This is a genomic window from Fimbriimonas ginsengisoli Gsoil 348, assembly GCF_000724625.1.
In the GTDB taxonomy this organism is placed as follows: domain Bacteria; phylum Armatimonadota; class Fimbriimonadia; order Fimbriimonadales; family Fimbriimonadaceae; genus Fimbriimonas; species Fimbriimonas ginsengisoli.
In genome coordinates, this window is sequence record NZ_CP007139.1 from 2,919,739 (window position 1) to 2,932,854 (window position 13,116).

The 13,116-nt window shown below is 60.4% G+C and carries 12 protein-coding genes and 1 tRNA gene; 5 read left to right on the forward strand and 8 right to left on the reverse strand.

All coding sequences use genetic code 11. The annotated features are described in order from the left end of the window. Positions 1 to 12: 12 nt before the first annotated feature. The 3 genes from OP10G_RS13195 to OP10G_RS13210 all read right to left on the reverse strand — a co-directional run bounded on the left by OP10G_RS13195 (position 13) and on the right by OP10G_RS13210 (position 2,972). Complete coding sequence (locus OP10G_RS13195; RefSeq protein ID WP_025225410.1) at positions 13 to 1,518, reverse strand: type I restriction-modification system subunit M; 1,506 nt, start codon at positions 1,516 to 1,518, stop codon at positions 13 to 15. Further along, a complete protein-coding gene (locus OP10G_RS13200) occupies positions 1,515 to 2,105 on the reverse strand; it encodes a restriction endonuclease subunit S domain-containing protein (protein WP_144241149.1) in 591 nt (196 codons plus the stop codon). Before OP10G_RS13200 ends, OP10G_RS13195 begins: the two co-directional genes overlap by 4 nt. 791 nt (positions 2,106 to 2,896) lie before the next feature. Further along, positions 2,897 to 2,972, reverse strand: a tRNA-Arg gene (locus OP10G_RS13210). Between the two features lie 54 nt (positions 2,973 to 3,026). On the opposite strand from OP10G_RS13210, the gene OP10G_RS13215 reads away from it, so the two are divergent. Then, entirely contained in the window at positions 3,027 to 3,341 is a 315-nt protein-coding gene (locus tag OP10G_RS13215; RefSeq protein ID WP_025225407.1) for a hypothetical protein, read from the forward strand. Here OP10G_RS13215 and OP10G_RS13220 read toward each other — a convergent pair. Next, positions 3,338 to 4,093, reverse strand: coding sequence for a phytanoyl-CoA dioxygenase family protein (locus OP10G_RS13220; protein WP_158409229.1), 756 nt, complete (start codon positions 4,091 to 4,093; stop codon positions 3,338 to 3,340). The two genes, OP10G_RS13215 and OP10G_RS13220, sit on opposite strands and share 4 nt — an antisense overlap. A gap of 43 nt (positions 4,094 to 4,136) precedes the next feature. Between OP10G_RS13220 and OP10G_RS13225 the strand changes: the two genes are divergently transcribed. Beyond that, positions 4,137 to 5,063 (forward strand): hypothetical protein, encoded by a 927-nt coding sequence (locus tag OP10G_RS13225; protein ID WP_038473083.1) that lies wholly within the window; start codon positions 4,137 to 4,139, stop codon positions 5,061 to 5,063. On the opposite strand, the gene OP10G_RS13230 is transcribed toward OP10G_RS13225, so the two are convergent. Then, on the reverse strand, positions 5,060 to 6,262 hold the full coding sequence (locus tag OP10G_RS13230) for an AAA family ATPase (protein ID WP_052547745.1): 1,203 nt from the start codon (positions 6,260 to 6,262) through the stop codon (positions 5,060 to 5,062). The genes OP10G_RS13225 and OP10G_RS13230 overlap by 4 nt on opposite strands. A 220-nt stretch (positions 6,263 to 6,482) precedes the next feature. Then, positions 6,483 to 7,472: a LacI family DNA-binding transcriptional regulator gene (locus OP10G_RS24660; protein ID WP_025225403.1), complete on the reverse strand. Its 990-nt coding sequence runs from the start codon at positions 7,470 to 7,472 to the stop codon at positions 6,483 to 6,485. A 191-nt stretch (positions 7,473 to 7,663) separates the two neighbouring features. Between OP10G_RS24660 and OP10G_RS13240 the strand changes: the two genes are divergently transcribed. The 3 genes from OP10G_RS13240 to OP10G_RS13250 are packed head-to-tail and all read left to right on the forward strand — an operon-like array spanning position 7,664 to position 11,098. After that, on the forward strand, positions 7,664 to 9,688 hold the full coding sequence (locus tag OP10G_RS13240; protein WP_025225402.1) for a right-handed parallel beta-helix repeat-containing protein: 2,025 nt from the start codon (positions 7,664 to 7,666) through the stop codon (positions 9,686 to 9,688). 47 nt (positions 9,689 to 9,735) lie between these two features. Beyond that, positions 9,736 to 10,401, forward strand: a complete 666-nt coding sequence (locus OP10G_RS24665; RefSeq protein ID WP_025225401.1) for a glycoside hydrolase domain-containing protein — start codon at positions 9,736 to 9,738, stop codon at positions 10,399 to 10,401. 55 nt (positions 10,402 to 10,456) lie between these two features. Continuing rightward, positions 10,457 to 11,098 (forward strand): cation diffusion facilitator family transporter, encoded by a 642-nt coding sequence (locus OP10G_RS13250; protein WP_025225400.1) that lies wholly within the window; start codon positions 10,457 to 10,459, stop codon positions 11,096 to 11,098. Here OP10G_RS13250 and OP10G_RS13255 read toward each other — a convergent pair. Next, positions 11,095 to 11,556, reverse strand: a complete 462-nt coding sequence (locus OP10G_RS13255) for a MarR family winged helix-turn-helix transcriptional regulator (protein ID WP_038475249.1) — start codon at positions 11,554 to 11,556, stop codon at positions 11,095 to 11,097. The two genes, OP10G_RS13250 and OP10G_RS13255, sit on opposite strands and share 4 nt — an antisense overlap. Positions 11,557 to 11,564: 8 nt before the next feature. Beyond that, the gene (locus tag OP10G_RS13260) at positions 11,565 to 13,079 is read right to left on the reverse strand and encodes a DHA2 family efflux MFS transporter permease subunit (RefSeq protein WP_227624925.1); all 1,515 of its coding nucleotides are present in this window, start codon (positions 13,077 to 13,079) and stop codon (positions 11,565 to 11,567) included. Positions 13,080 to 13,116: the final 37 nt, after the last annotated feature.

Below are 13,116 nucleotides of genomic sequence, written 5' to 3' on the forward strand. Positions count from 1 at the left end.
ACGTGAACCAAGCTAAATCACCTCCAGTTCGCGAAGATGATCGCGCAGCTTCGTCCTAACCTCGACCAACTCGCCTTCCAGCCGATCGATTTCCACCTGTAAGGCTTTCAGGTCCACGGGAGCCGCTTCCTCGAACGTGTCGATGTAGCGCGGGATATTCAGGTTGAAGTCGTTTTCGGAGATTTCGGCAACGGGTACGCGGCGGCTGTACTTTGGCCGTTCCTCCCGGCCGTGGTAAACAGCGGCGATCGCCTCGATGTCCGACTCGCGAAGATAGTTCTGGTTCTTGCCGGCTTGGAAGTCGCGGCTGGCGTCGATGAACACTACGTCGGTCCGCCCTGCGTTCTCTCCTCCAGGTTCTCGGGAGCGGTCGAAAATCAGAATGGCGGCCGGAATGCCGGTGCCGAAGAACAGGTTCTCAGGCAAACCGATCACAGCGTCAAGCACGTTCTCCTCGATGAGCTTCTGACGGATTCTTCCTTCGGCGCCGCCACGGAAAAGGACGCCATGTGGGACGATGACGCCCACCCGTCCCTCGCGTGGCTTCGCCGTCTCCACCATGTGCGTTATGAACGCGAAATCCGCCTTGCTCTTGGGTGGGAGCCCGCGCCAGTAGCGCTTGAAACGGTCCTGATCGGCGAGCTCGTGGCCCCACTTGTCGAGGGAGAAGGGCGGATTCGCCACGACGACGTCGAAGCGGATGAGCTGGTCGCCTTCGATAAGGAGCGGGTTGTTCAGGGTGTCGCCCCAGACGATTTTCGCGTCGTCCTCCTTATGCAGGAACATGTTCATCTTGCATAGCGCCCACGTGCTTCCGTTCACTTCCTGGCCATAGAGCGAATAATCATGATTGCCCTTGATTTCGTGAGCGACCTCGTTGAGCAAAGAGCCTGATCCGCACGCTGGATCGCATATTCGAGACCCTGGCTTCGGCTTGAGCAATTTGCCCAAGAGCTTCGAGACCATTTCCGGCGTGTAGAACTCGCCACCCTTCTTGCCAGCACCGCTGGCGAAGTTCTTGATGAGATACATATAGGCGTTGCCGAGCAACTCCAAGTCAACCCGGCTGGGCCTTACATCGAGGCCGCTGAAATCCTCAAGCAGGTTCTTGAGGCGACGATTCCTGTCTTTGGTTTCGCCAAGGTTGTCGCTATTGAAGCTGATCTTCCGGAACACCCCCTCGAGCTTTTGCCGGTTGGCATCTTCAATGTGCTCCAAGGCGATGTCGATCAGCTCGCCGACATTATCGCGATCGCGGTTCTTGTAGAGGTAATCAAAGTCGCTTCGCTCGGGCAAGACGAACCGCTCACGGGCCAGCTGCCGCTCGATCATCTCCACGTTTCCACCATAGCGAGCTTCGAGCTCCGCCCGACGCTCCTTGGCGACGTCCGAGAGGTACTTCAAGAAGAGCATCACGAGGATGTAGTTCTTGTAGTCGCTCGGATCGATGACCCCGCGGAAGGTATCGCACGCCTTCCAGAGAGTCGAGTTCAGTTCTTCCTGGGTGATCGGTTTCATTGCTTTGTGATTTGCCTCAGGGCGGCGGCCTCGAGAGCGGCTTCAATTTGCTGGTCGCGTAGAGATTCCAAATGACCCACGAGGTTCCGCTCTTGCCGGCGAAGGCTCTGCACGTCGGCAACGCGCTTCTGGGTCTCCATGGTGGCTAGGGGCAGTTCTAAGCGCGCCAACGTCTCCTTGGAGACGGTGGGGATGTATGAGCCGCGGGCCTCGTTGGCTAGCTTCTCCTGGACCTCGTCACGGTTGATCCACCACGCAAGGTAATCGGGCAGTGCGTCATCAGCTTGGAGCCTGAACACATAGAGTGGTGCCGTGGCGACGATGGGACCGTCAAGGCCTTGAATCACCGCCGCTTTATAATTTGCACCTCTCGGGCGAAGAAGGATATCGCCTGGATTCAGGACATAGCGCCACAGTCGGTCGCCCAGATCCATTCGTGCGAGCTTGTCATAAGCGATCCCCTCATCGGTGACGTCGCCGAGAGTGATGAGACGATGGGGCGCTTCGGGCACATCCGTGATGGCAGACCTGACCTGAAAGCCAGTCCGCAGTTCACCGAGGGATCCAAGCGTAACAATGTGCGCCACAAGGCCATTATACGCACTGTCTGCTATAGTCATGTCAAATGTGCATGGTAATTTTGAAGAAAATCATTTTCGCGATTGACAGGCCTTAACCCCTGGCGGTACAGTTCTAATCGTTGGAGTCGGCTGAGAAGCCACAAAGACTGCGGTAGCAGCCGCACAAATGAAAGCGGGGGCTCGAAAGAGCCCCCACGACAAATCGACATCCGCTGGTAGCAGCCAGCGACACGACTAGTTCCGCCCCGGAGGGGCAAACTAGGTACAGGGTGGCACAACTACATGGTCACCGTCAACCTGGTTCCCGCCGTGGCTCTCGTCTTATGCCGACCGATAGGGGCCGGCGGGAGAATTCAATGGCAGTCTATAAATACAGCTCGTACGTGAAAACGTCGACGAGCGACGCGTTTGACACAATCTATGAACCCGGTTCGAAGCCCGCGCATTCGGGCATTTACCGTTGCGAGGGCTGCGGCAAGGAGATTTCGCACAATGCAGGTGTCTCGTTGCCGCCCCAGAACCACCATCAGCACACCGTAGCCCAAGGCAAGGTGCGTTGGCGGATGAGCGTGTACGCTGAGACCAACGGCTAGCTCTTACAACACGGTCCAGAACGTCCCCGATCGTCTACGACGACTGGGGGCGTTCTGGCATGTGGCGTACTTGTGGGTCAATTCGTGGGTTAGTTCTAGCCGTTAAAAGCCGTGGACCTCAGCGGAAAAGCGCATGCAGTCTTGGCGGCATCTTCTGAGCTCTGTAGATTTGAATCAAATCGTTCTCCAAACCTACACAAATCATGGCGGCCTCGGAGGGACTCGAACCCCCGACGCCCTCCTTAGGACGGAGGCGCTCTATCCTCTGAGCTACGAGGCCGCAGTTTCATGAGATTACCTGGGGAAGCAGGGCGAGGCGGGGCACAATTCCTGGGTGGAACGAATCCCTGAATCCGATTGGAAGGTGCTGCGTCAGCTCGCGCTGGTCGCTCTCGATCGGCTCTGCGCCCAAATCGTCGGCGAAATCACGGTGATCGCCTCGAACGAGGCGATCACGATGCACGAACGGTTTGGTGAGATATACGGGTTGATTGGAGATCGAAACAAGGACATCGCAAGGACCTTCGATGGGCCGAGCCGATCAAGTGCGCCGCTAAAGCTTCTCCAAATGAGGTCGTTGGACCTCGTTTCGGACGAGGAACTCGGCGGTTCTCCGAGGATGTTCGGGCGTTTATCCAACGAGTCCTAGCTTAGCGACTGCCCGTACGCGTCGCCGATACCGAGCAATTGCATGCGCACCGGGTCGCCGCTTGAGCGGGCGGCGTCCAGCAGCCGCGGCGAGGGCTCGTAGCCGGGCCACATCTTCATCCAGAAGTGGCCGTAGTTGTAGATCAGCACCCGCCGGGGGCGGTCGGAGTCGTTGTTCACCGCGCAGTGGTACACCCGTCCGTTGAACAGATATGCGGTTCCCGCGCGCCCGGTCATCTGGACCATCCCCGGCATCTCCCGGGGATCCGAAACCGACGGAAAACGAAAATCCAAGGGAAACCGGTGGGAGCCCGGCACCATGGCCGTCCCGCCCGAGTTCTCGTCCACGTCGGATAGAAGAAAAAACACCTTTACCATCATCACCGACAGCGGGTGGTACACCCCGCGCATCCCCACATCGTGGTGCCAGCCGGCGTGCGTTCGCGGCGTCCGCGGCGGGGTGATGAAGAAGTCGTTGTCGATCATCATCACGTCCTCGCCCAGGATTTCCCGAACGAGCGGAAACACCGAGGGATGCCAGAGCAGGCTCAATAATTCGTCGTCGTACTCGATGGGAGACTGGATCTGATCGAGAACTTCGCTCCTAACGCCGGGCAGTGAGAAGTCATCCTTCCATTTCTCGTACGCCCCACTGGCTGCCGATTGGATTCGCGCGAGATGCTCCGGGGACAACGCGTTTGCGATGGTTAGGAACCCGTTCGACTCCAAAAAGATTCGCTGCTCGTCGGTCACCGATTTATCATAGTCGCCAATCGATCTGGTAAACCCGATCGAGGTGAGGCGCACGTTCTGGCTCCAAGATCGGGTCCTATTCCAAGGCGTGGCGCTCGGAGTTTGTGCGTTTCTCCTCGCTGGTCCATTCTCGAAATTTCTCCACGACAGTTCGACCCATCCTCCCGTCGATCAGGCGTTCCGGTTCCTTCTTAGCTTTATGGGCGTGTTCCTGGTCGCGTCGCACCTGGTTCCCCGCGTCGTCGTCGACGATGACGGAATCGCCGTGTACGACATGTTGAACCGCCGGCAGCTCCAGCTTAGGTTCGACCAGATCGTGCGCTATCTGCCTGTAGCCGATACCTGGGCGCTGGTCTCCGCCAACGGCGTCCATGTCCTGCCCCGGATCGAACTCTCCGAGCTCCACCGGATCATGGTCGACCGAGCGCCGAAGAGCCTTGCCGCTAAGCGGTGGAAGTGCGGTCAAATTCCCCCCGCGGAGGAATTTCGACACACCCTCCTCGACCCGCGGGTCAGCCCCCAAGCTCTGGGAATGCTGTGTGGCGCTCTAATCATGGCTCTCTTCGATTTCTCGAGAGTCCTGCACCAAGGGGCATTCCTCATTCCGTCCTTTTGGTTCCCCACTATTTACGACCTAAAGGACGGTTGGGGGACGCTCGACCTTACTTCCACCGGAATCAAAACGAAGTGGCCGTGGGACACTCGCGAAATTGCCTGGACCGACGTGACCGCCATCTTCATGGAAGGTCCCCCCACCGATCGCCGCTACGTACTGACTAGCCTCCAGACCTCTATCGTCGTTCCTCGCCGCATCGCCCGCAGCAAAGATGCCATGCGCAAGCTACTGTACAGCCTGCCCGACGGCACGCGGTGCGTCAACTTCAATGAGACCTTCCGCAAAGGGTTCCGTAAGCAGCGTTGGAAGTGGGCTCTACCCCGGCTTCGCCGAGCCGCCCCGGCAGGCGTCTAGCCATCGTCGTCCTCCTCCTCCACGATGGGCTTTGGCTTCGTCGTTTTCATCTGCCTCCGAAGCGTGTCCACCTGACTGCGCAGTACCTGGCCCATGGTTCCGGGAACCGGATCGCGCACCCACGCCATCAGGCCGGAAAGTCCCAATTCCTTCAAATAGGCGAAAGAGAACCCCTCGGTAAGGCGGACGATCTCTTCGATCTCGGTTTCGTCGATCCGCGCCGCTTCCTCCCGCTGCCCGCTCGTCACCGTTAAGAACCGCAGACGCTCGGGCGGAGCCGGGAGGTCGAAGGTGATCTTGCGGTCGAAGCGGCTGGGCCGATCCAACAGGGCGGGATCCAATTTCTTCGGGTGGTTCGTCGTGGCCACAGTCAGAATCCCTTCGTTCTCCGCAAAGCCGTCCATCTCATTCAAAAAGAACGATCGGGATGCCTCGTCCACGAGCGAATCCAGATCCTCCAAGATCAGCAGACATGGCGCCACCGCGCGTGCCTTGGTAAAGACCGCCTCGATGCTTTGGGCCACCGTCCCCTTCGCCGGGCGGAAGCTCCGCACATACAGGCAAGGCCGGCCCAGCCGTTGGATCATCGCCTTGATGCAGTGGGTTTTTCCGTTGCCCGGCGGGCCCAGCAGCAAAATGCCCCGCTTCCATGCCACCCCGTATCGGGCATACAGGTCGCGAGCGGAAAAGAACCCGTCAAAGTCGGCCAGCAGCTCGTCGCGGAGCGAGTCGGCTAGGATCAGGCTGTCGAACGATGCGCTTTCGATTTGCTTCATCAAGAGCTTGTCGCGGCTCCAGGCCCCGCCGCGCCACACGAGGATCTCTCCGCGTACCTCGGCGCCCCAAGTGCACACCGCGGAAAAGAGGTCGTGCGCATCCTGCTCCCGCTCGGCAATCAGGAAGTGGCGCTCGGTATCGCAAAGCCCGTAGGTCAGGCTTAGGCAGTGCAGCCGCTTGCCCCGCCATAAAACTTCGTAAAAGGCGTTCCGCGGCTCCGTCCGCGCTTGGCGCTCGCGCGTGTCCCAGGTCATGTCGAGCTGGGCATGGGTCGCGTCCATCAGGTGGAGCGAGCACTTACCTTCCGCGGCGTAGCGGATAAGGTCGAAATCGGAATCATCGGTTTCGAGAATGTGTCGGTCCGAAAAGAGGTCGGCCAAACGACGACTGACGTCGTAGACCATCGCATCTTCCGGCAGCATCAAAGAATCGGAAATCAGTCTGGTTAAAGATCGCATCATACGGAGGCATGCCCATGCGGGGCAGTCGCTAAGAAAGCTCACGAACGGCCAGGGCCACGCGCGACCGCGAGATTCGCGGCAAGGGCGCGGGCAAAGAGGGCGCTACAGTTCGGAGAGGCGACGCATGACGGATCGATATGGTGGCAGATCGCCCGGTGCCGCTGTCAATACAAGCGCTTGGCTAAACCGCCGTGGCGGCTTCGGTCAGCGTCGACTCGCGCACCATCAGCGTTCCCTGCAGAGATACCGACTGCAGCGGAAGCTTGTCGTCCTTGATCCGGTTTATTAGCATTTCCAGGGCAGCCTGGCACATCGCCGGCACCGGACTGGCGACGGTGGTCAGCGTGGGAATCGTAACCCCGCCGATATCGGTTCCGTCTCCACCCACCACGGCAAAATCGTCCGGGCAACGGAGTCCCAGGTCGGCCATCCCCCGGATCGCCGCGATCGCGATGCCGTCATCCTGGCAGAAAAATCCGTCGGGCCGATTGGCCGATTCGCCGGCTCGCCTCGCCGCCAGCCGCGCCGCCTCGTAATCGCCGCCCGCCACCTCGATTCTCCACGGCTCGGCTCCCAAGGCGCTCATCGCGCGGTCGTAGGCCGCGCCGAAGGAGCTCATCCGGTCGGGAGCGCCGGGAGTGCCGATGAAGGCGATCCGCCGCCGTCCGGTGGAGGTCAAGTGTCGCATCGCCTCGGCCGCGCCGGCGGCGATGTCGACCCACACATGGTCCAGGCTAGTGTTCACCTCGGTGCCCACGCTCACAATCGGGATATGGCTGGGAATGTCGCCGCTGGCGATCACCTCGGGGGTGTCCATCACAAAGACGCCGTCGACGGGCCAGTCCATCGCTCGTCGAAACATGCCGGGGCGCGAGGGAGAAACAAGCACCTGGTAGCCGATCGCCTGGCACGCCTCGACAAGGGTGTGGAACACGTAGGAGTAGTGCGGCGATCGGATCTGTGGCACGCACACCGACAAAATCTGGGTTCGGCCGCTCACCAGCGCCCGCGCCGCCATATTCGGCCGGTACCCAAGCTCGCGAGCCACCTTGAATACCCGCTGCCTGGTCGCCTCGGGGATCGCGACGTCCTTGCGTTCATTCAGCACGAATGACACCGTCGCATGCGACAGGTTAAGTTGCTTGGCAATATCGCGAAGTGTTACGGGCATCTATCGAATCTCGAGTTCTTGCGGCACACAGGCTGGAACCTTGTCATTGTAACGACCTTAACAAGGCCGTAGGTCCCGGCAGAGCGAATTGGGTCTATTTACTGGGTAGGCAAATTTACCGACCGACGAATGCGGAACGATCTTCCGACCGAAGCGAACTCCTAAAGTGGAACAATCGTCTCGTGCCTTCCATGATCCCCGCAATCCTCATGCTCGTCGGGCAGACCGGAACTGGCCTCCCGCACGAGGTTACCAAGTCGACGCAGTTCAAAGCTGGAACCTACCGGCTTACGCAACCAATCGTCGTCTCCGGCGTCAACGTCGTCCTCGATGGCGGCGGGGCCACATTGCTCGGTAACGGCGCCGGCGTTGGCATCCAAATTCAAAAAGGATCCAATGTAACCGTGAAGAACCTTAAGATCAAAGGTTTCCGGTGGGGGCTCGTAGCGGAAGGCTCGGCCGGACTCAAGCTGATCTCCGTCGACTCTTCCGGCAATCAAAACTATCCTGAAGCGGCGGCCGGAAAGGTCGTCATGGATATGGAAGGGGGGAAGGAGCCGGATTACGGGGGCGGAATCCTCCTTCGCGGCGTCTCCGGCGGCCTCCTGCAAGGGATCCACGCCCACGGCCAGTGGAACGGTCTCACCCTCTCCGGCTGCACTACCACCGTCGTCGAGCGTAGCGATTTCTCCAAGAATGACGATACCGGCATCCATCTCTGGGCTTCCAGCGATAACGAAATTCGGGATTGCCGCATCACATGGATCGGCATCGGCATGGCGAAGAACGGCTCGTTCGCCCACAAGGGAGGCGACCAGGCCGGAATCCTCCTCGAGCACGACTCGAGCCGGAACAAGGTTCTCCGCAACAACCTCGTCCATTGCGTTGGCGATGGAGTGTTCCTCCGCGCGAACGAGCTTGCGCCGGTTCCCGCGGCCGAGGCCAAGAAGCAGGGAGCGGCAAGCGTCGGCGACAATCCAGTGCTCCTGCCGACCCACCCGTCGAACGACAATCTCTTCCAAGAAAACGACGCGAGCTTCGCCGAGGACGCTAATTCGTTCGAGAGCGATTTCTGCTCCGGCAACCAATTCATCAAGAACGTGGCCGCGTACTCCAATTACGGCTTTTGGCTTGGCTTCAGCCGGAATGCCACGGTTCGAGGAAACTTGGTGGTCGGCAACAAGACCCGAGGATTGCAGCTCGATAACGGCTGGGCCAACGTGGTGGAAGGGAATACGTTCATTCGCGACTACGGCTCGCCCACCGCCATGTACTTCTCGGACGAGGAGGCGAACGCCACTCACCCGAACCACGGCGCGCAAAACCGAAGCGGAGACATCCGGATCTTCGACAACGTTTTCATCGGACACGCGCGCCCTTTCCACTTCATAAATTCAAGCCCCGCGACGGTTCAGTCGAATACGTGGATCTACTCCGGCGCCCTGGAGCCCACGATCACGGAAGACGCAATCGCCGAGGTAACGGGAACTCGACCGCTATTCATCGGCAACGGCGCCGAAAAACACACCGGGCCAGACTTCATTCCCTCTCTGGGAAACGCAGCCTCGGTCCCCTCCATGTTCGATACGGTGGGCGGAGTTTCCATCCTCCGTCTCGAACCGAAGGCGAAGTCCGCCATCGTGGAAGCGTCGCTCACCGGAGTTTTCGATGGTGAAGAATTCGAACTGGGCCGTCTAGAAGGCCCTGGCCGACTTTGCTTTCCTAGCCGGCCGGCCCGGTTTATCCGGGTTCGTGGCGCGGCCGCGAGCCCCTCGGCTTTCCTCGCCCTTTTCGGCGACCAGTCGTTGGCCAAGGCGCATGCCACCACTTCCAGTTCCGGCAGGAAGCTGAGCGATTTCGCCGTGGATGGCGACTGGGACACCCCGGAGCTTTCTTGGCGGCCGGATGAGAAGATCGGAGAGAACCTGCAGGTCGACCTGCATCGCCCGTGCCTGGTCGATGGCTTCGCCATCGCCTCAAACGTCGTGAACCCCCATGACTTCTGGTCGAAGTTTCACATCGAGGTCTCCGAGTCCGGCCTCTTCTCCGGCGAAGAGAAAACGGTGCTTACCGAAGCCGACTGGGATCATCGTCCGGGTCCGGTCAGGGTTTACCGAATCCCACCGATTCGAGCTCGCTTCGTGAGGATCGTAGGCGACGTCGCTCAGAAGTGGGTTCAGCTCCAAGAATTTGGTGTGTATGGGACGGAAGAGTAATCCAACCCTATTTGCATCTAGATCCTAAGTGATCTATTATTTGTCGGATGCCACATCCTGGATTCGACACTTCCGATTACCCGGGCGATGACCACATGAGGACTTGGAAAGCTCATTCGCCGTACGAATGGGTCGGGTATTACCTAGGCGGCCCTTGCCATAGCGACCACTCATGGCGTGGCAAGCGTGCCTTTATCGAGGAGCTCGGATTCCACATCCTTCCCGTCTTCGTCGGAAACCAGGGTGGAACCGGCTGTGGCCACGGCAACCTCACCCCCGCTCGCGGAGCTCAAGATGGAAAGGATGCGGTTGCCGCGATGGCGGCCGACGGTTTCCCGCACCTCCGGTACGTGTACCTTGATGTCGAGCCGGTCGACGTCGTCACCAGTGTCCAACAAGATTACATTCGAGCTTGGATCGAGTCGGTGCTTCAAGACGCCCGGTACCTCCCGGCTATGTATCTTCACCGAAAGAACGCGGACGTCCTGCGGAACATCCTCACCCAGGAGCTGCACGCGCACGGCCACCATGCTCCCGCGCGGATGTGGGTCTGCGGCGGCCCCGCAAGTTTTTCCATCAACGATGTGCCGGGCAGAAGCACGGTTCCCGATGCATTCGCTTGGCAGGGCGAGCTCGACACGAACCACACCTTCGGCGGCGTCACCATCCACATCGATCAGAGCGTATCCCTCACGCCGACGCCGGGCGAATAAATTTGCCTGGCCGCAGAGGAGCGAATGAGGCCAAAATGGACGTTGATAGTTCTGTATGTCGGCGTCCGCAACCGTTCTCGATCCTCCCTCATCCAGCCTGCTCCGGCGCGCCGCGCTGCTGCAGTGGCTGACGGTGGCGCATGGACTGCTGGAAGGGGGCGCCTCGCTGATCGCCAGTCGCGGAGCGAACAGCGTCGCCCTTCTCGGCTTCGGTCTAGATAGTCTGGTGGAGGTTCTTTCCGCCGGCATCGTCCTCTGGCGTCTCGCGTCGGCGGGCGGGAAGGGGCGTTTTTACCTTTCCGAAGCGGTCGGCCTGCGCCTCGTGGGAGTTTGCTTCGTAGCGCTCGCTTTCGGAATCGGAAGCGACGCCGTGCAGGCCCTTATGCACCACGAGATTCCTCGTCAGACCCTGCTCGGAATCGTAGTGGCCGGCGCTTCGGTCGCCCTGATGCCGGTACTCGGATTCACCAAACGTCGCATCGGCGCGGAGATCGGCAGCAACGCGATGCAAGCGGATGCCAAGCAAACGCATTTCTGCGCCTTCCTTGCCGGCATCACCCTCGTGGGCCTCGCGTTGAATACCGCCTTCGGCTGGTGGTGGGCCGACCCGGGCGCTGCCCTCGCCATGACGCCGATCATTCTCTGGGAAGGATTCCAAGCGCTCCGCGGCCGCGCTTGCGGCTGCTGCGCATGCTAGTCGCCCTGGCAGACGTCGGCGATATCTTGCCTGGCGATCGTCCGCAACATCCGCGCGAGCTCCTTCTGCTCTTCTCCTAACGGCGCGAAGAACGCCTTGCTGACGGGGACGACCAGCGCTTTCGCCTGGTCGAGCAGCTCTTCGCCGGCCGACGTAAGCGCCAGCTCGTGCGCGCGTCCGTCCGTCGGGTGGGGAAGTCGAGTGACCAACCCCTTCCGTTCGAGGTACCGAAACACCTCCGAAGCCATGTTCGGGTCGAGAGACCCGAACCGGCAGACGTCTGCCTGCGAAACCACCTCTTCCGCCGCTCCCAGGCGTCGCACCGCGGCCAATATCGTGAACTGAACGTGGGTCAGCCCCAGCGGAAGAAGCGCCCGCCGCACCTGGCGCTGCCAAGCGTTCGTGGCCAGCCAGAGCTGGTACGCCGGATTTTCGTGGAGGTCGATCTGGTCCTTCATCGCGTCGCTCAATGCACGTCCACTGGCGCGGCGCTTCGCTTGCCGCTTCCCATCAAGAAAAGGAGTCCCAGGCTGACCACGAACAAGAAGGCCACGATGTGGAACATATCCCCGAACGAAAGCACAGCCGCCTGGACGTCGACCGATCGGTCCATCGCCTTCAGCGCCATCGTTCGGGCCGTTGCCGGTGCGGCGCCCCTGGCCACGAAGCCGCCCGTAAGGGCCGATAGCCGCTCCGCGGCGGTAGAAGAGTACGCGGAAACATATTCCACAAGGTTCGAACGGTGGAACGCCTCCCGTTGCGCGAGGATCGTCGTCAAGACCGCAATTCCCACGCTCCCCCCAAGCTGCCGGGTGAGGTTGTAGAAGCCGCTCGCCGCAGACACCTCCTCCTTGGGCACTCCGCTAAACGTGGCGAGGCTAAGGGGAAGAAAGATCATCACCGTCCCGATACCTCGGAAAACGAGTGGCCAAAAGAGGTCCTCGGGTCCGGTCAGAATCGAGATACGGGAAACGACGACGAGCGAACCGATCAACACCAGCGAGCCGAGCGCGATCAACACGCGGGCATCGACCTTCGAAAGGCGCCCCATCACCGGCATCATCAATGCCGATGCGATCGCTCCCGGCAGCAGCAGCATGCCGGTTTGATACGCGGTATATCCAAGCACCTGCTGAGCGAAAATTGGAATCGCGAAGAGGGCTCCGTATAAGCCCACCCCGACTACGAACGCGTAGACGCTGCCCGCGGTCAGCGATCGATGCCGCAAGACGCGAAGGTCCACCGCCGGCGCTTTTGTCCTGAGCTCGCGCCAAATCCAGAGGACGAGGCCGACCGAAGAGATCACCGCCAGGACCGAAATGAAGCGGGAATCGAACCAGTCGTTCTCGTATCCTTGCTCGAGCAAAATCTGCAAGCTGCCCACCCACAAGATCAGCAATACGATTCCGAGGTAGTCGACCGCCTTTCTCCCAAAACGCTTCACATCTTCGGGGAGATAGGCAATGCACATGAGCGTGGCTGCGATCCCCACCGGGAGGTTGATGTAGAAGATCCACGGCCACGAAAAGTTGGTCACGAGCCAGCCCCCCAGCGTCGGCCCGATCGCCGGACCCGCGATCACGCACGCCCCGAACAGTGCCTGCGCCATCCCCTGCTCTTCCTTCGGAAACGACTCGAACAGGAAGGCTTGGGCCTTTGCCAGAAGCCCACCTCCCATGAGCCCCTGAAAGATCCGGGCGCCGATCAGCACTGGCAAAGTCGTCGCCATCCCGCACATGATCGATGCGACCGTAAAGCCGATCATCGAAAAGACGAAATACCGTTTCTTACCGAAGGCGTCGCCAAGCCACGCGCTCAGCGGGATCATCACGACGTTCGCGATTCCGTATCCGGTGACCACCCATCCAATCTCGCTAAGCGTCGCCCCCAGCGTCGCCTGCATGTCGGTGAGGGCGACGTTGACGATGCTGGTGTCGATCACCTCCAGCAGCGCTGCCAGCGACACTGAGACGGCGATCATCCACCGCAGGCTCTTGGCTGGAAGTGCAGGTGCGGCG